We start from the raw sequence: 17,815 nt of genomic DNA on the forward strand, positions 1-17,815 counted from the left end.
AAGTAAAAGTCTCATTTTTAAAGCAACAAGTCTTATATGTTTTCTACAATATTTACTCACGAATTGAGGTACTGGTTAACAAAGCCGACCACCTATATTTATGCTGCCATATTTTTTGTGTTGGCCTTTTTTATGGCCTCTGCCTCGGCAGGAATTTTTGACAGTGTAACCGTGACTACAGGATCTTCCCGAATTGTCAATTCTCCTATCGGGATTTTCAATCTCTATAATGCCTTAACGATTCTTATTTTCTTTTTGTTTCCGTCTATTATCGGTATCTCCATTTATAGGGACTACAAAAGTGAAATGCATACCATTCTATATTCCTACCCATTTAGTAAGGCCAATTATTTATTTGCTAAGTTTTTTAGTAGCATAGTGGTAGTAACAGGAATTGTGTTTGTGATTGGTTTGGGGATGTTTATTGGTTTCCGGTTTCCCGGAACCAATTCTGAACTTGTTGGAGCCTTCGATTTACAATCCTATTTATACGCTTATTTAATCTATATTCTCCCTAATGTATTGCTGTTTGGAGCTATAGTATTTGCCGTAGTGACTTTCACCAGAAATATAGCAGCAGGTTTTATTACCATTGTGCTATTGATATTTGTTCAAGGATTGATGGAAGGCATGCTATCGGATCCAGATAACAGGGCTTTGGCCGCAATGTTGGATCCCTATGGTGCTTCTGCGGCAGATTATTATGTGAGGTATTGGACGGTTGCCGAACAGAATGAATGGCATATGCCTTTTAAAGGGCTTATTATCTATAACCGTTTGCTATGGCTGGGGATTGCCTCTGTGATTTTTGGATTGGTTTACAGGTTTTTCTCTTTTAGCCAAAACGCTATTAGCATTTCTTTTAAGAAGGATAAAGGAGAGCGCTTTGTGAAGCGAAATTTTGGAGGTATAACCAAAATCAATTTACCTAAGGTAAGTTTCGATTATTCCTTTCTGCAGAACTTAAAAACGACTTGGAAATTATCCAATATGGAGTTTTTATACATTGTGAAAAGCTGGCCCTTTATAAGTATTCTAATTGTTGGGCTGATCATTGTGTTGATTGCACTTTCTGAAATTGGGAATATTTTTGGTACTCCAACACTACCTGTCACCTGGAAAATGCTGAATGGTGGCTCAGCCTTTGTTATTTCTATAAACATCTGTACATTTTTATATGCTGGTTTATTAGTGCATAGAGGTAATATTACCAGAATGGGCGATTTAATTGATGTAACTCCAATCCCTAACTGGACCTTGTTCATTTCTAAATTTATAGCACTGTTAAAAATGCAGTTGGTCATGTTGGGAATTGTGATGTTGTCTGGTATGTTGTTTCAAATGTACAATGGGTACTTTCAGTTTGAAATTGGACATTATCTGTACGAACTGTTTGTATTGAATTTTATCAGCTATGCCATCTGGGCCTTTTTATCTTTGTTTGTACAAACCCTTATGAGAAATCCATATTTAGGATTGTTTGTGCTGATTGTTATATCCATAGGAATTCCACTTCTAAGTTTGGCAGGGGTAGAGCAAGCTATTTTTAAGTTCAACCAAGGCCCTGGCTATGCCTATTCCGATATGAACGGTTATGGGGATTCCTTTGGACTTTATATGCTCTATAAGCTCTATTGGTTGATGTGCGGAATGATCTTATTAGTGTTTACAGCCTTGTTTTGGGTAAGAGGCTTGCCTGATTCTTTTAAGGAACGTTTCCAAATTGCCAAAAGACGATTGACCCCTAAAATGACGATGCTGCTTTCAGTGTTTGTTATCGGGTTTTTGGCTCTTGGATTCCGGATTTACTACCAAAATAATGTTTTGAACACCCGAATTTCTTCAAAAGAGTCTGAGCTAAGGACTGTGGAATGGGAGAAAACCTATAAGAAATATGAGAATATCCCACAGCCAAGAATTGTGGCCGTAAAAGCCAATTTAGACATTTTTCCAAAGCAACTGGATTTTGATGCTTCAGGGGAGTACATCATGGTCAATAAAACCAATGTGAGCATCGATAGCATTTTTGTAAACCATAATGCCTATCCAAGCACCTTTAAGTTTGATAAGCCAAACACATTGGTATCTGAGGACACTATTTACAACTTTGATATTTATGAACTGAAACAACCCTTGTTGCCGGGAGATAGTATTAAGTTGAGTTTTACGGTAAAAAATAAACCAAACAGCTTGTTGGAAAAGAATTCCCCAGTTCGTTATAATGGGACATTCATCAATAATTTTCAAATTTTTCCAAATTTAGGTTACAATGGAGGAGAGTTGCAGGACAACAAAACGCGTGAAAAATACGATTTGCCACCAAACGATCTTAAGCCAATGCCAACAGATTCTACGGCATTGGGCAACACTTATATAGCGAAGGATTCTGATTGGGTAGATTTTGAGGCTACCGTGAGTACTTCGGAAGACCAGATAGCGATTGCTCCAGGATATTTACAAAAGGAATGGACCGAAAATGGTCGCCGTTTTTTCCATTACAAAATGGACAGTAAAACCTTGAATTTTTATGCTTTTAATTCTGCCAAGTATGAAGTGAAGAAAGACAAGTGGAACGATGTCAACTTGGAAATTTATTACCACAAGGGGCATGAGTACAATTTGGACCGCATGATGGCAGGAATGAAGGCCTCTTTGGATTATAACAGCAAAAATTTTGGCCCTTACCAGCATAAACAGTTGCGTATTATTGAATTCCCTAGAACAGGAGGAAGCTTTGCCCAATCGTTCCCTAATACCATTCCTTTTTCGGAAGGGGTTGGTTTTATTGCCGATGTGGATGAAACCGAAGATGGTGGGGTAGATTATCCATTTGCCATCACTGTTCACGAAGTGGCGCATCAATGGTGGGCACATCAAGTGATTGGTGCCGATGTGTTGGGAGCTACCATGTTGTCTGAAAGTTTATCGGAATATGTATCGCTAAAAGTTTTGGAACACCAACAGGGTAAGAGCCAAATGCGCAAATTTTTAAAAGAGGCTTTAGACGATTATTTAACCCAAAGAACCTTTGAGTCCAAACGCGAAAAGCCGTTAATGTACAATGATGGCCAAACCTACATCCGTTACCAAAAAGGGTCCCTGGTATTTTATGCCTTGAGTGATTATATAGGGGAAGAAAAATTGAATAATGCCTTGAAAGCTTATGTAGATAAGGTGAAGTTTCAAGAAGCACCTTATACCACTTCGGTGGAAATGGTGGATTTTATCAGAGAGGTAACTCCAGACAGTTTGCAATATGTGATCAAAGATATGTTTGAAACCATTACACTTTATGAAAATAGAGTAGCCGATGTAACTTCTACGGAGTTGGAAAATGGAAAATATAAGGTTGATATCCACTTTCAGGTGAGCAAATATAGAAATGACGAAAAGGGAAAACGCTTCTTTTCCGATAACGGGAAGGATTCTATACAGTACCAATCGGAAACAATGAAAAACCCTGAATATTCAGTTCTATTGGCCGATTATATAGATATAGGAATTTTTGGAGAAGAAGAAGTTGAAGGTGTTAAAAAGGAAACCGAGCTGTATCTGGAAAAGCAAAAAATAACCAAAATAGATAATCATATTTCGATTATCGTGGATCAAAAACCTGTAGAAGTAGGTGTGGATCCTTACAATAAGTTAATTGATACAAATAGTAACGACAATAGGCAGAAGCTGTAGTAAACTAAAAAAGCCATAAGTGATTCTTAAGGCTTTTTTTATGGAATCAATAAAGGAATGGAGGTATAATATTAATAGTATTTTAAGGTTTTAGAGATTGTAATTGATTAATTTTACCTTGATATCTAAAAGTTATTCCAATTGGAAATCTCCTTTGAGAATCTGAGGTTTCTTTTATATTTGGAATAATTTTGGATTTAAAAATTGTCTATGAAGTGGCTTTGCTACATATTGGTTATTTGTCCCTTGGCCATATGGGCGCAAGAGGAACCTGTTGAACAAGATTCTACACAAGTGGATTATATTATTGTGGAAGGAGATTCTATTCCACGTACGGCCATAGACTTGCATGAAGTCATTTTGCTTCATAAATTAAAGTTTGATGACCAAGAAGCCCGGAAACGCTATTTAATTCTTAAGCGAAAAACCATAAAAGTATATCCCTATGCCAAATTGGCTGCAGAGCGATTGGTAACCCTTAACGAGCGTATTGGTAAGCTGGAAAACAACCGAGCGAAAAAGAAATATGCCAAAATGGTCCAGCATTATATTGAGGATGAATTTTCGGCAGAACTTAAAAAACTGACTCGAACCGAAGGGCAAATTTTAGTGAAACTTATCCATCGGCAAACGGGAAGTACCGCTTTCGATTTGATAAAGGATCTTCGTAACAGCTGGCGAGCCTTCTGGTTTCAAAATACGGCTAGGCTGTTTGATATTTCTTTAAAAGAAGAGTTCGACCCTATGAATGTGAAGGAAGATTATTTAATTGAAGACATTCTGGAAAGAGCCTTCCAAAACGGACAGCTGCTTCGTCAAGAACCTGCTATAGACTTTGATTATTATGATTTAACAGACAAGTGGACCTTAACCAATGTCAAAAATTAGAATGTCTCCATGCGCAAACAAACCCAGCTTGAAGAACAGCTAAATGCCAGTAGCCATGCCTTGGGGGCGGTGTTAGGAATTGTGGGCCTTGTTTTGTTGATACTGTTTTGCAGTTCCAATATCCCTTGGGGATTGTTTAGCGTGATTATCTACGGTATTTCTATTATCGTCTTGTTTTTGGCTTCCGCCTTTTATCATGGAATCAGGGAAGAGCAGAAGAAGCATTATTTCCGGATAATGGACCATATAAGTATTTATTTCCTCATAGCAGGAACCTATACGCCTGTGTTGTTAATTGCCTTGCCAAATAGCCTAGGATGGCCTTTGTTTTGGGTGGTTTGGGGGATTGCTGCTTTTGGGGTGTTCTTAAAGCTGTTCTTTACCGGCCGATTTGAAGTCTTCTCGGTTATCCTTTATTTGGTAATGGGCTGGTTGATTGTCTTTGACTTTTCTGCACTTACAGAACAGATGTCTGCTGGGGGTATTACCTTATTGTTTGCCGGCGGACTTTTTTACACTTTGGGCATTATTTTTTATGCCATCGATCGCATACCCTACAATCATGTAATCTGGCACTTGTTTGTGTTGGCCGGTGCCATTAGCCATTTCTTTATGATTTTCTTCTATGTGATTTAATAAGGAATCAATCTTGCTTGATAACATCTTGGAAATCTTCAAAAAACGTTTCAAATCGATCCATTGTAGTATTGAAAAATACCATTACATCCTGCCATGAATTTTTATTGTGAATGGAAACTTTTTGTTCCAATGGCACATAAATCCTTGAGATTTCTTTACCATTTTCAAGGACATGGTCTTCTTCAAAAATAGCTTCAGGCAAATAGTCTTCCAACAAAATAGTTTTTAAGGATTCCAATTGGCCCCAATAAGTGATCCTGTTTTCTAAATCGCCCTCAACATCCAGTGCAACCAGTGCTTTTTTGGTGTCGAAATGAAATTTAAAACTAAACTCCTTGATCTTGGTATCGTATAAAATCCATTTTCTTGGAAATGATTTTCCGAAACTGGTCCAAAACTCTTGTCGTAACAACCTAGATTCTTCTTTACTGAACATGTATTAGAAAGTATTTTGAATTCTTAAATCATATAGGCAATGGCAATCCCAAACAAGATAGCCAATAGTTTGGTAACACTAAATTTGTGGCCTTCGTCACTTTCAAACAAAATTGTGGTTGAAATATGGAAAAAGATACCAATCACAACTGCATTGATCATGGTGATATACTCAGCGATAACTTCCCAACTTTGGGACAACCAAGTACCTAATGGTGTCATAATGGCGAATATGGAAAGAAACGCAATTATTTGCATATTGCTAAAGTTGGCATGCAGTAGAAAACCAGTTATGACTGTGGCTACGGGGATTTTATGCACTAAAATACCGTATACCATATCATTGTGTTCGTGGATTGGAAACCCTTCAAAAAAACTATGGATACACAAACTTACAAACAAGGCCCAAGGAAAGCTCTGTTCATGTTTGTGTACATGCACATGCCCGTGTTCGGCACCTTTGGAGAAGAATTCCAGAATGACTTGAAATAAAATCCCAAACATGATAAAGAGGCCTGTTTGTTTGGCCTCCAAATGCTCGTAGACTTCTGGGAGCAATTCAAAAAGGGTCAATGCCAGCAAAAAGGCACCGCTGAAGGCCAATAGCAGCTTTGTATTTAGAGTGTTACTTTTTTTTGTAAGAATAACGAAGGCAATACCAAATAGTACGGCAATAAAAGGCAAAAGATATTGATACATCATACCACCAAGATACAATTATTTAAAAATCATAATTAAACGTTCCGAAGATGCTTTGTAGAATTTTCGCAAATTGTAATCTCCAAAAACATCCAGTAGATATACATCTGCTTTTTCAAAAAGCGATTCAAAATCTTCCAAAGAAAGAGCTTTTACACGTTCTTGGAACTTATACTCTTGTCCTTCATATGAAAATGAAATATCCTTGAAAACATAACCGTCTTTTAGGTAACGCTTAAGGTGAAAGTCTATACCTTCCATGGTTTTGGTTTCTTCTGGGACAAGGTTCGAAACAACAAAATCCTTGTTCATAAAGTCAATTACTCCCAAACCATAGGTGTTTAAATTATGCTTTATGGCTTTTATGGTAGCGAGGTTGTTTTCGTCATTGTCGAAATATCCAAAACTTGTAAAAAGATTTAATACGGCATCAAATTCTTCCTCACAAGGTGAACACATATCATGAACCTTAAAATGAAGCTTTTCGGTTTCAAATTGCTTGGCATGGGCTATGCTGTTCTCAGAAAGGTCCACACCCGTAACATCATACCCCAACGAATTTAAGTACTTGGAGTGCCGTCCCCGTCCACAGGCGAGATCCAGAATTTTGGAGTCCGGGGTAAGGTTAAGGTACTTGCTAAGGTTGTCCATAAAGCGCTGTGCTTCATGTTGGTTTCTGTCTTTATAGAGTATATGGTAAAAAGGTGTGTCAAACCATGATTTATACCATTGTGTTGTGTCTTTTATCATAAATATTTCAAGAGAAAAGGAACATTTGATGTTGCCTTGGTTGATTGTAGGTTCAACCTATTTACATAATGCTGTTATGTGCCACAAAAATACTTTATTTTTGCAATCTATTTGGAGTAAACTATGGAGAATAATTTTAAGATGGTTGCCAAGACCTTATTTGGCTTTGAAGAATTGTTGGCTAAGGAATTGACCCAACTTGGAGCACAGGAAGTAAAACCGGGGGTGAGAAACGTAAGTTTTGTTGGGGACAAGGGCTTTATGTACAAAGCAAATCTGGCCTTGCGAACAGCCATTAAAATATTGAAACCCATTAAGTCGTTCCGTGTGGTGAGCGAGCAGGATTTGTATGATAAAGTGTACCAAATGCCATGGGAGAATTATATGAAATCCACGGGATCTTTGGCCATTGATGCCACTGTACACTCCAAAATGTTTACCCATTCCAAGTACATTGCTCTTAAAACCAAGGATGCCATTGTAGACAAATTTAGAAACACTACAGGGCATCGTCCTAGTGTGGATTTACGGTTTCCGGATCTAAAAATCAATGTGCATATCGATCGTCAGCAATGTACCATTTCCTTGGATACTTCGGGGGAATCCTTACATAGGAGAGGATATAAGACCGCTACCAATATTGCGCCAATTAACGAAGTCCTTGCCGCAGGTTTGGTAATGTTGTCCGGATGGGATGGACAATCCGATTTGATGGATCCCATGTGTGGTAGTGGTACCATTTTAATTGAGGCAGCCATGATAGCCTGTAACATTCCGCCAAACCTAATGCGAAAGGAATTTGCTTTTGAACGCTGGCAGGATTGGGATGTCGATTTATTTGAAACCATTGAAGAATCCCTGTTGAAAAAGACACGGGATTTTCACCATAAAATAATTGGCTACGATAAATCGCCAAGTGCAGTGAACAAAGCCAAGGACAATGTGAAAAATGCGCACTTGGAAGAGTTTATAACCATAAAACACGAAGATTTCTTTAAAACGCAAAAGGCAGGAACCGAGAAATTGCACATGTTGTTCAATCCTCCATATGGTGAGCGTTTGGATATAGAAATGGAAAGTTTTTATAAAGCAATAGGGGATACCCTAAAACAAGGTTATCCAGGAACCGATGCTTGGTTTATTACTTCTAATTTGGATGCCTTGAAATTCGTAGGCCTACGACCATCCAGAAAAATTCAATTGTACAATGCTAAATTGGAATCTAAATTGGTGAAATATGTCATGTACGAAGGCAGTAAAAAAGGGAAGTACATGTCCTAAAGATTAAAAAAAGCGTTTCAAAACTGAAACGCTTTTTTTTTATGATATTATAATTTTTCTAAAATCCCTTATAGTTGAATATTTGTCCCCCAACAGACACCTCGGCCATTAAGCCCCCCTTGGTGTGGGTAAACACAGCTACGCCATCGGTGTATTTGGCATCCAGGGATTGCCCCATGGTTAAGGCTGTTGCAGAGATGCCGGCATCAAACTTAAAGTCCCCTTTCTTGAATTCATCAAGAGCACTGGCAGTTTCAAAAAAGATGATTTCAATAAGCGCCTGTCCTCCAATTTGGGCACCGACATTAATTTCTTTCAAACTGGCCATTCCTTGTGCCACACCAGACACATACAATACGCCATTTCCAGAAGCCCCGCCAACTATAAGCCCTCCTTTACCAACATTTGGGAAAATAGCATAACCCGCAGATTTGTCAAAATACTTCTTTAAATCTGGAGAGTGTTCCAACATTTCAACTTTAGCCTTTTCTGCATCGATAATAATTTTTCTGTCTTTCTCAGTTTGAGAATAGGCAGATATGGCAAACATGCTAAGTACAAAAACGAAAACTATTTTTTTTAACTGTTTCATAATGATGGTGTTTTGTTAAAAATTGAAGATTAAAGATAATGAATTTTAAAGTAAACACCTGTTAAGCAGTGTTTTAAATTTTTGTAATGGTAACTTTTGTTAAAAATGAAATAATAGGAAATTGAAAGAGGGCCCCAAAGGACCCTCTTAAACAAACTAATATTTTGAGTTGAAGCATTGCTTATTCCTCTTCTTGCACTACTTTTTTGTCTTTTTTGAAAATAGGAATTAAATACGAAACCGAGTAGCCAAACCCCATCCCGAAGGCACCACTGTCATAGGTTCTGTTAAACCCAGGAATGTAGATGTTCTCAAAGTTTCCAGGTTCGGTTTCGGTAATACGTCCTTTTAGCTGGGCATTGATGCCTACAAAAAGGTTTTTTAAGGTTTCTGCTTTTATACCAATAATAAGTTCACCCCAAATGGCAGTAAGGCCACTGTGTTCTTGGGATACGGAAGAATTATATTGATTGTTCCAGTATTGATCGGGGTTGTAAATCGTATAGCTGTTTACAGTTTGACTGAAGGTACTGGCACCTACTCTAAAACCCGCATAGATCATGTTTTGCATGTCCAGCCAATTGGTGTACATATTGTAATCTACTCCAGCCTTAAAATAGCCTCCTTTGGTTGTGACATCCAGAAAATCGGTAATGGTGTTTTTTTCTTCGGTCCCTATTTCACCCGCCAAATACAATTTTTGGGTTAAACGGTAATCGCCCATAATTTCAAATCCGGAATAGTCCTCATCAATCAAACTGCGGATGGGTTTACTAATATCGGCTCCAATACGTAGACCGTATTTTTGTTTGTAAACTAAGGTGTCGCTGCCAATAGAGTCTTTTTCCTGTTGAGCTGTTGCTAATAAAGGGAACAACAGCAATACCAATATTTTAATGATAAATGTTGATGTGTGCTGCTGTTTCATTTTCTATGGTTGTGTTTACTGTTACGGCGTTAATGATCCAAATGTCCTCATCGTTGGTTTCGTCTACATCTATTTCGGTTCCGGCAAAGGTGCTTTTATAGCCGCAGGCTCTTGAAACGTAAACAAATTCTGGAGTATAGTTAACTTCTATAATATCGGTGTTGGAAGCAGTGCTTTCGTCAGTGTCACTATCGTAATCGGTGTCTATTTTTAATTCAAATCTAGAAATAGCAGTCATGCCTTCTTCTTGAAAATTTAATGGTAACAGAATCGAATCTGTAGTTGTACTGGAAACAATTTCTTCTTCTAGACCTTCACCCTTTACTGTAAGCATTCTAGCTGAAAGGGTACTAGTTGGATTGTTTACGTCATAAAACCGAATAATTAAATGAGGAGTGGTAGCTGTGGTTTCGGCACATATATCATCTTTTTCACAACCTAAAACAAGGTATCCCAGGATGGCTAAAAGCGGACATACAATTTTTAAATATCTTACCATAGTTAGATGTTCTGATTAGCAGAATTAGGGTGTCCTATTTATTTCGACGTTCTAAAAGTACAACATTTTCTACATGGTAGGTCTGCGGGAACATATCTACCGCCTGTACCTTGATTACTTTATAGGTTTCATCCATAAGCGCCAAATCTCTTGCTTGCGTGGCACTGTTACAGCTTACGTACACTACCTTTTCTGGAGCAATGTTCAATATTTGCTGTACCACATCTTTATGCATCCCGTCACGAGGCGGATCGGTAATAATCACATCTGGATGGCCATGTTGACTGATGAACGCATCGTTGAAAACATTTTTCATATCGCCCACAAAGAAATCAACGTTATCAATACCATTAAATTGTGCATTTTCCTTGGCAGCGGTTATGGCGTCAGGTACCGCTTCTACACCTACAACCTTTTTGGCCTTTTTGGCCACAAATTGTGCAATGGTACCCGTTCCTGTATATAAATCGTAAACTAGCTCGTCTCCTTTAAGGTCGGCAAAATCACGGGCAATTTTATAAAGCTCGTAAGCCTGCTTGGAATTGGTTTGATAAAAGGACTTTGCGTTTATTTTGAACTTTAGGTCTTCCATTTGTTCAAAAATATGATCCTCGCCTTTGTAGCAAACCACCTCTTGGTCATAGATAGTGTCATTAGCTTTTTCGTTGATCACGTATTGCAAAGAGGAAATTTCAGGGAAGGTTGCTGCCAAATGATCCAACAACAATTTTCGTTTCGCTTTATCTTCCTTAAAGAATTGAATCATTACCATAAGGTCTCCCGTTGTGGAAGTACGAATCATTAAGGAACGCAAAAATCCAGCTTGGTTACGAGTGTTAAAAAATTCCATGCCATTGGCAATGGCAAAGGACTTTACCTCATTACGGATGGCATTGGAAGGATCGCCCTGCAACCAACATTTCTTAACGTCCAAAATCTTATCCCACATACCTGGAATATGGAAACCCAAGGCATTTTTATCTCCAAAATCTTCACCCGATTGGATCTCTTCCTGTGTAAGCCATCTACTGTCACTGAAGGAAAACTCCATTTTGTTACGGTAGAAATACTGCTCGGAAGACCCTAAAATAGGAGTGACTTCCGGAAGTTCTATATGGCCAATGCGTCTCAGGTTGTTTTCAACCTCTTTGTGCTTGTATTCCAATTGGTATTGGTAATCCATATCCTGCCATTTACAGCCTCCGCAAACGCCAAAATGCTCACATTTGGGTTCTGTCCGTTTTTCTGAAAGTTTATGAAAGGCTATGGCTTTGCCCTCATAATAAGCTTTACGCTTCTTGTGGGTTTGAATGTCTACTACATCACCTGGTACGGCATTCGACAAAAAAATTACTTTACCGTCTGGCGCTTTGGCAACCAATTTGCCCTTGGCCCCGGCATCTATCACTTCAACGTTGGTAAATACCTGTTTTTTGTTTCTTCTTGACATGTGGCAAAAATAGAATAAATGCCGGTAAAATTTCTAAAAATCGGACAAGATTTAGTAATTTGCGGGCACTACAAATATGGATGATTTCTCTCCTGAAAGAAGGAATTGCAAATGTTTTAATTAAAAGTAAATAAAATGGCGGTTTTAGACCAAATGACGTCCCAAAAAGCAATTGAATTAGAAAACAAATATGGAGCTCACAATTACCATCCACTTCCTGTGGTTTTGAGTAGAGGTGAAGGAGTGCATGTTTGGGATGTTGAAGGGAAACAGTATTATGATTTTTTATCGGCCTATTCTGCAGTTAACCAAGGGCATTGTCACCCAAAAATTGTAGGGGCCATGGTGGAGCAAGCAAAAACATTAACCTTGACTTCAAGGGCCTTTTACAATGATGTATTGGGGAAATATGAAAAGTTTGCCTGTGAGTATTTTGGGTTTGATAAATTGCTTCCCATGAATACAGGAGCAGAGGCTGTAGAAACAGCGTTGAAATTATGTAGAAAATGGGCCTATGAAGTAAAAGGGATTCATGAAAATGAAGCCGAAATTGTGGTTTGTGAGAACAATTTTCATGGACGCACAACTACAATCATCTCTTTTTCCAACGATCCTGTAGCACGTGAAAATTTTGGACCTTATACCAAAGGCTTTATCAAGATTGCTTATGACAATTTAAACGCTTTGGAAGAGACTTTAAAAAACAATCCAAACGTAGCTGGATTTTTGGTAGAGCCTATCCAAGGAGAAGCAGGGGTGTATGTGCCAACCCAAGGGTACTTGGCTAAAGCCAAAGCGTTATGCGAGCAATACAATGTACTGTTTATTGCAGACGAAGTGCAAACAGGAATTGCCCGTACAGGAAAACTGTTGGCGGTAGACCATGAAAATGTAAAACCAGATGTGTTAATATTAGGGAAAGCCTTGAGTGGAGGTGCCTATCCAGTAAGCGCGGTGTTAGCTAATGATACTGTAATGGGGGTTATCCATCCCGGAAATCACGGAAGCACCTTTGGAGGGAACCCTGTTGCAGCGGCTGTTGCCGTAGCAGCTCTGGAAGTGATTCAAGAGGAACAATTGGCTCATAATGCAGAACAATTGGGGCAATTGTTTAGAAGTGAAATGAACAAGTACATTGCAAGCAGTGAACTGGTAAGTTTGGTGAGAGGTAAAGGTTTGTTGAATGCCATTGTAATTAACGATGACGAAGACAGTGATACGGCTTGGAATATCTGTTTGGCATTGCGCGATAATGGATTATTGGCAAAACCAACCCATGGTAACATCATTCGTTTTGCGCCACCTTTGGTTATGACTGAAGCGCAATTGTTGGATTGTGTCAATATAATCGTAAAAACCTTAAAGCAATTTGAAGCCTAAATCTATAAATGTTTATAAAAACAAAAAAGCGACTATTTGGTCGCTTTTTTTATGTGTCATTAAATACTAAACTTGTTGCATTTCCTGCAAACGTTCTTGCATTAATTCTGGATTAGAAAGTACTTCCCAACCAAAATAACTCAATGCCCATAAGAAGAATAAAAGGTAGATCAAACTTAGAACTACACCGATAATCCCCATAATTTTCCCCGCTTTCACATTTCCGTACCCTAAATAGTCTTCAGGAGCAGATTGGTAGAGCTTCGTGGCTTTTGAACCTAAAACGATGGCAACGATTCCGCAGATAAGTCCAGGAACTCCATAAAAGCAACAACCCAAAATTGAGAGAATACCCATTACTAAGATGAGGGTTGAATTTGGTAAAGTTTGTTTTTCCATGTTGATTAGTTTAAAGTTAAAAGTGTTTTAAATAATAATTTATCAAGCTGATTGTAATATTCAGTATAAATAAGGCCAATAAAATTTTATGGCCGTGTTTAAATTGGTATTTAATGTGTGCCAATAAAAAAACGCCGAGTAGTAACAAGGTGTAAATGGCTGGATACAATTTAAAAGCAGCCGAAAATTCCCCTTGGAGTACAAGAGCAAAGGCACGTTGTGTACCACAGCCCAAGCATTCCACTCCAAAAGTTTTTTTCCAAAGGCAGGGTATCATGTATGACTCTAGTGACGACATAAATGTTTATAATGACTGATAACAAATGTATGAAATCTAGTTGCTATTTATCAGAAAATGCAAGTATTTTCATATACCGATGCATAAATGAATTGTACGTCAGTCTATTAAAGTTATTATTAAAAGCCTTAATTTTGGAGCTTTCTTTATTGCAGTTTATTATGAATATTCCAAAACGAATCTACTATATTTTTATAGTCATAGGGGGAATTGTAGCATTCTACGCCCAAGCCCAAGAACAACAAAACACCTTTGTGTTAATTGGAGGCGTTGCGTTGTTGATGCTAGGTGTTTATGGAATATCGAAAAATATTCCCAGTAAATTTGACAAGGATGATATGGACGAAAACGACCTAGACGCATGACTTTAAAGATTGGAGATAAAGTTTCGGTATTGGATGAGGATATTACAGGCATCATCACAAGTCAAAATGGAAAATTATATGGGATAGAAACCACCGATGGTTTTGTATTGGAATTTTATGCTCACGAGCTTATCCTTATAGATAAGTCGTTAAAATCTGAAGTGTTTTCGGGGCAGTCTGCTTTTGATGTGATTCAGGAAAAGGAAATTCCACAGAAAAGAAAATCGCAAAGAATCAAACCTAAGGAACGCAATTTACCGGCGATGGAAGTGGATTTGCACATCCATCAATTAACGCCTAGGCCCAACCGACTTTCCAATCATGAAATGTTGACACTGCAATTGGATACTGCGGAGCGACAATTGAAATTTGCCATGAGCAAGCGTATTCAAAAAGTAGTGTTTATCCACGGTGTGGGAGAAGGGGTTCTAAAAACCGAATTGGAATACCTTTTTGGAAGGTATAACAACCTTACCTTTTATGCCGCCGATTACCAAAAATATGGTATGGGGGCCACGGAGGTTTATATTTATCAGAATACAGCTCCTTAATCGTCTTCCGTAGAAAATTCTACCTCAAGGGTATAAGTTCCTAAATCTATTTCATCGGTACTTAAAACAGTGATATTTACATTATGTACTGTAAAGTGCACTGAAATAGTTCTGGTATAAACGTTTTCTATAAATTCCTCTACTAGGAATTCATCTTGAGCATTACTGTCTAAGTATCGTGCAATGGTGGCATCTACAGCAAAATCGTTGGCTGGGTTTTTATCACCATTTTCATCCTCGTATCTAGTGATGATACCATCTCCATCATCATCATCATCCAAATAATCAGGAATACCATCTTCATCGGTGTCTCTGGAGTCGTCGAAATTATTATCTCCATTGGCGTCTGGAACTTCATTGATGGTCTTTACATTATCGTTGTCGTCATCCTCATCTAGATAATTTGGTATGCCATCGCCATCAGTATCCGTTGGGTTGGTGCTAGGGTCATTATCGCCGTCCAAATTTTCATCTTCTATAGAGGAAGGAATACCATCATTATCATCATCAACATAGGTAGAGAAATACTCTACTGTTCCCGAAGTAGCTTCGTAGTTGTTGGTAACCGTGACAGTTTCATCGGGAACCAAATTACAGATAAAGTTCTCTGGGTTGTTGTTGTAGGTTCTGTAATGAAACCTTACGCTTGTCCCGTTTATGGCCATTGAACCTTCCACAATGCCTTCTTCTGGATTGAATATACCATCGTTGGTACTGTTGGAAGGAAACAGTAAGCTCAAGGATTCGTAAGGAGATTCTTTGGTTTTATAAAGAAGATAGGACTCACTGCTTTCTGGACATAATGTCAATTCGTCTTCAAAATCCAATTCAACATCAAGAATATCACCATCATCGCATGAAACTATAAAAAGTGCAGCAAACAGGAGGTATATAAGGTTTTTCATAGTAGTAATTTGAGACACAAAAATAAGAGAATTGTTAATTTATAACGTGGCATCTGGTAAATAATTTTATTTCCTTTACTTTTGCGGCTAATTGGCGAAGGGGGAAGCATTCCGTTGCCAATTTCCCAAGAATTACCAATAAACAAAACAACATGAAACAAGTATATTTTGATAGTGCCGCAACCACAAAGGTTAGGGACGAAGTGATTACAGAAATGCATAAAGTGTTATCTGAAAATTATGGAAACCCATCTTCTACACATGCGTTTGGACGGTCTTCAAAATCTATCATAGAATCAGCCAGAAAAACCATTGCCAAACAGCTTAACGCTCTGCCTCAGGAAATTATTTTTACATCAGGTGGTACCGAAGCGGACAACATGATTCTGCGTTGTGCTGTTAGGGATGCAGGTGTGAAAACCATTATCACATCGTGTATTGAGCATCATGCGGTGTTGCATACAGCTGAAGAATTGCAACAGGAGTATGGTATTAATGTTGAGTATGTAAAGCTTCAGAAATGTGGAACGCCGGATTATGAAGATTTGCAGCGTTTGTTACATGCGTCTGAAGATTTGAAATTGGTAAGCTTGATGCATGTTAACAATGAAATAGGGAACCTTTTGGATGTTAAAAAGGTAGCTGTAATGTGTAAGGACAACAATGCTTTGTTCCACAGTGATACGGTACAATCCATTGGTCATTTTGAGTGGGACGTACAGGATGTACCAATTGATTTTATGACGGCTGCAGCTCATAAATTCCACGGACCTAAAGGAATTGGGTTCGCTTATATAAGAAAGAACAGCCATTTGAAACCTCTTATTTTTGGAGGTGCTCAAGAACGTGGTTTTAGAGCAGGTACAGAGCCTGTACACAATATCAAAGGTTTGGAAACAGCTTTTGTTTTGGCCTATGACCACTTGGATAAAGAACGCAATTATATTTTAGACCTAAAGAACTACTTTAAATCTGAAGTGGAAAGACATATCCCAGGCGTAAGTTTTAATGGGAACTGTGGTGATGATGAAAAGAGTACTTACACTTTATTGAATGTATGTTTACCATTATCTGCTGAAAAAGCCCTGACGCTTCAGTTTCAATTGGATTTAAAAGGAATTGCCTGTTCAAAGGGGAGTGCCTGCCAAAGTGGAAGTTCAATGGGCTCGCATGTATTATCCCAAATTTTGTCTGAGGAAGACCTGAAGAAACCTTCCATTCGGTTTTCATTCAGCAGTTACAACACCAAAGAAGAAATAGACTATATCGTAGAGGTACTTAAAGAGATTGTTGAGGCTTAGCATTTAAATAATTCCGAATATAAATGGCTGCCTTCAACATTTCTTTTTGATCTGTAGAAAGTTACATCAATATAGAGCCTACACTTGCTCTTTGCCATTAGTAGTGTAGGCTTTTGTGTTTCACAATTCCAATATTGACAACTGGACAGTTTGTCCAGGCAGCCATCCTTTTCTTTTTTCATAAGAATATCAGTCTAGATATTCCCACGGATAGGTTTTCTGTTGGTATTTTCTATCAATTCCTTCTATAAATTCTAAATATTCAGGTGTTGCTTCGGTAAGAGGCAAAAACTCTCCTTCATTTACGGGTGTACCAATATCTACAAACAAATTTTCCAAACCCGCAGGGATAATGGTGCAGGTAAGTCGGGCATTTTGGTTGGAGGTATTTTTAAAGCAATGGATTGGTCCATTTAATGGAATGGTGACAAACTCTCCAGCCTTTACTGTAACATGACCGTCTTCGCTTTTAAATTCAAGTTCGCCTTCGGTTATATGAAATAGTTCTTGCGCATGTGGATGGGCATGGGGAGGTGGTCCACCTCCGGGAGGCACCAACATTTCAATAACGGCATAATCCCCATTGGTGTCTTCACCGGAAATCACTATTCGATAATTACTACCGGCAACTGCCAAATAGTTGCCTTCTTGTTTGTTTTTGATATTTATTTTTGAGCTCATTGAGGTGTATTCATAATTATAGGTGTGGTAAAGTTATACAGAAAGCTTTAAAAACAGGTGCGTTAAAATAGATGTCTAAATAAGGTC

At 38.2% G+C, this 17,815-nt stretch carries 19 protein-coding genes; 8 read left to right on the forward strand and 11 right to left on the reverse strand.

Annotation, left to right across the window (positions count from 1 at the left end; translation table 11 throughout):
- Positions 1 to 36 precede the first annotated feature (36 nt).
- The 3 genes from ZA05_RS15650 (at position 37) to ZA05_RS15660 (ending at position 5,211) form a co-directional block, all read left to right on the forward strand.
- Positions 37 to 3,687: a M1 family aminopeptidase gene (locus ZA05_RS15650; RefSeq protein WP_053992631.1), complete on the forward strand. Its 3,651-nt coding sequence runs from the start codon at positions 37 to 39 to the stop codon at positions 3,685 to 3,687.
- 210 nt (positions 3,688 to 3,897) lie between these two features.
- The gene (locus ZA05_RS15655) at positions 3,898 to 4,575 is read left to right on the forward strand and encodes a DUF4294 domain-containing protein (protein WP_053992632.1); all 678 of its coding nucleotides are present in this window, start codon (positions 3,898 to 3,900) and stop codon (positions 4,573 to 4,575) included.
- A gap of 9 nt (positions 4,576 to 4,584) precedes the next feature.
- Positions 4,585 to 5,211 carry a hemolysin III family protein gene (locus ZA05_RS15660; RefSeq protein ID WP_053992633.1) on the forward strand — a complete coding sequence of 209 codons (627 nt, stop codon included), beginning with the start codon at positions 4,585 to 4,587 and terminating at the stop codon, positions 5,209 to 5,211.
- A gap of 7 nt (positions 5,212 to 5,218) precedes the next feature.
- Here ZA05_RS15660 and ZA05_RS15665 read toward each other — a convergent pair whose 3' ends face one another.
- The 3 genes from ZA05_RS15665 to ZA05_RS15675 are packed head-to-tail and all read right to left on the reverse strand — an operon-like array spanning position 5,219 to position 7,098.
- Positions 5,219 to 5,650, reverse strand: a complete 432-nt coding sequence (locus ZA05_RS15665; protein WP_053992634.1) for a DUF4268 domain-containing protein — start codon at positions 5,648 to 5,650, stop codon at positions 5,219 to 5,221.
- A 23-nt stretch (positions 5,651 to 5,673) separates the two neighbouring features.
- A complete protein-coding gene (locus ZA05_RS15670; protein WP_053992635.1) occupies positions 5,674 to 6,348 on the reverse strand; it encodes a ZIP family metal transporter in 675 nt (224 codons plus the stop codon).
- Positions 6,349 to 6,366: 18 nt separating this feature from the next.
- The gene (locus ZA05_RS15675; protein ID WP_053992636.1) at positions 6,367 to 7,098 is read right to left on the reverse strand and encodes a bifunctional 2-polyprenyl-6-hydroxyphenol methylase/3-demethylubiquinol 3-O-methyltransferase UbiG; all 732 of its coding nucleotides are present in this window, start codon (positions 7,096 to 7,098) and stop codon (positions 6,367 to 6,369) included.
- A gap of 123 nt (positions 7,099 to 7,221) precedes the next feature.
- Here ZA05_RS15675 and ZA05_RS15680 point away from each other — a divergent pair, with 123 nt between their 5' ends.
- Entirely contained in the window at positions 7,222 to 8,379 is a 1,158-nt protein-coding gene (locus ZA05_RS15680) for a class I SAM-dependent RNA methyltransferase (protein WP_053992637.1), read from the forward strand.
- 58 nt (positions 8,380 to 8,437) lie between these two features.
- On the opposite strand, the gene ZA05_RS15685 is transcribed toward ZA05_RS15680, so the two are convergent.
- The 4 genes from ZA05_RS15685 to rlmD all read right to left on the reverse strand — a co-directional run bounded on the left by ZA05_RS15685 (position 8,438) and on the right by rlmD (position 11,848).
- Positions 8,438 to 8,971, reverse strand: coding sequence for a YSC84-related protein (locus ZA05_RS15685; RefSeq protein ID WP_053992638.1), 534 nt, complete (start codon positions 8,969 to 8,971; stop codon positions 8,438 to 8,440).
- Between the two features lie 181 nt (positions 8,972 to 9,152).
- Positions 9,153 to 9,899, reverse strand: coding sequence for a DUF6048 family protein (locus tag ZA05_RS15690; protein WP_053992639.1), 747 nt, complete (start codon positions 9,897 to 9,899; stop codon positions 9,153 to 9,155).
- The gene (locus ZA05_RS15695) at positions 9,865 to 10,398 is read right to left on the reverse strand and encodes a DUF6452 family protein (protein ID WP_053992640.1); all 534 of its coding nucleotides are present in this window, start codon (positions 10,396 to 10,398) and stop codon (positions 9,865 to 9,867) included. Before ZA05_RS15695 ends, ZA05_RS15690 begins: the two co-directional genes overlap by 35 nt.
- Positions 10,399 to 10,432: 34 nt before the next feature.
- Entirely contained in the window at positions 10,433 to 11,848 is a 1,416-nt protein-coding gene (gene rlmD, locus ZA05_RS15700; RefSeq protein ID WP_053992641.1) for a 23S rRNA (uracil(1939)-C(5))-methyltransferase RlmD, read from the reverse strand.
- A gap of 135 nt (positions 11,849 to 11,983) precedes the next feature.
- On the opposite strand from rlmD, the gene rocD reads away from it, so the two are divergent.
- Positions 11,984 to 13,228, forward strand: coding sequence for an ornithine--oxo-acid transaminase (rocD, locus tag ZA05_RS15705; protein ID WP_053992642.1), 1,245 nt, complete (start codon positions 11,984 to 11,986; stop codon positions 13,226 to 13,228).
- A gap of 66 nt (positions 13,229 to 13,294) precedes the next feature.
- Here the strand turns inward: rocD and ZA05_RS15710 are convergent, their stop codons facing one another.
- Positions 13,295 to 13,627 (reverse strand): CCC motif membrane protein, encoded by a 333-nt coding sequence (locus ZA05_RS15710; RefSeq protein ID WP_053992643.1) that lies wholly within the window; start codon positions 13,625 to 13,627, stop codon positions 13,295 to 13,297.
- A 16-nt stretch (positions 13,628 to 13,643) separates the two neighbouring features.
- Positions 13,644 to 13,925, reverse strand: a complete 282-nt coding sequence (locus ZA05_RS15715; protein ID WP_369793864.1) for a DUF2752 domain-containing protein — start codon at positions 13,923 to 13,925, stop codon at positions 13,644 to 13,646.
- A 161-nt stretch (positions 13,926 to 14,086) separates the two neighbouring features.
- Here ZA05_RS15715 and ZA05_RS15720 point away from each other — a divergent pair, with 161 nt between their 5' ends.
- Together ZA05_RS15720 and ZA05_RS15725 are read left to right on the forward strand one after the other, a co-directional pair.
- Positions 14,087 to 14,290 carry a hypothetical protein gene (locus ZA05_RS15720; RefSeq protein ID WP_231632506.1) on the forward strand — a complete coding sequence of 68 codons (204 nt, stop codon included), beginning with the start codon at positions 14,087 to 14,089 and terminating at the stop codon, positions 14,288 to 14,290.
- The gene (locus tag ZA05_RS15725) at positions 14,287 to 14,841 is read left to right on the forward strand and encodes a Smr/MutS family protein (protein WP_053992646.1); all 555 of its coding nucleotides are present in this window, start codon (positions 14,287 to 14,289) and stop codon (positions 14,839 to 14,841) included. The genes ZA05_RS15720 and ZA05_RS15725 overlap by 4 nt, the downstream gene beginning before the upstream one ends.
- Here ZA05_RS15725 and ZA05_RS15730 read toward each other — a convergent pair.
- The gene (locus ZA05_RS15730; RefSeq protein ID WP_053992647.1) at positions 14,838 to 15,746 is read right to left on the reverse strand and encodes a hypothetical protein; all 909 of its coding nucleotides are present in this window, start codon (positions 15,744 to 15,746) and stop codon (positions 14,838 to 14,840) included. The two genes, ZA05_RS15725 and ZA05_RS15730, sit on opposite strands and share 4 nt — an antisense overlap.
- Positions 15,747 to 15,898: 152 nt before the next feature.
- Between ZA05_RS15730 and ZA05_RS15735 the strand changes: the two genes are divergently transcribed.
- Positions 15,899 to 17,047 carry a cysteine desulfurase family protein gene (locus ZA05_RS15735; RefSeq protein WP_053992648.1) on the forward strand — a complete coding sequence of 383 codons (1,149 nt, stop codon included), beginning with the start codon at positions 15,899 to 15,901 and terminating at the stop codon, positions 17,045 to 17,047.
- Between the two features lie 189 nt (positions 17,048 to 17,236).
- Here the strand turns inward: ZA05_RS15735 and ZA05_RS15740 are convergent, their stop codons facing one another.
- Positions 17,237 to 17,728 (reverse strand): cupin domain-containing protein, encoded by a 492-nt coding sequence (locus tag ZA05_RS15740; protein ID WP_053992649.1) that lies wholly within the window; start codon positions 17,726 to 17,728, stop codon positions 17,237 to 17,239.
- Positions 17,729 to 17,815 lie beyond the last annotated feature (87 nt).

This window comes from Mangrovimonas sp. TPBH4, assembly GCF_001280505.1.
Taxonomy (GTDB): domain Bacteria; phylum Bacteroidota; class Bacteroidia; order Flavobacteriales; family Flavobacteriaceae; genus Mangrovimonas_A.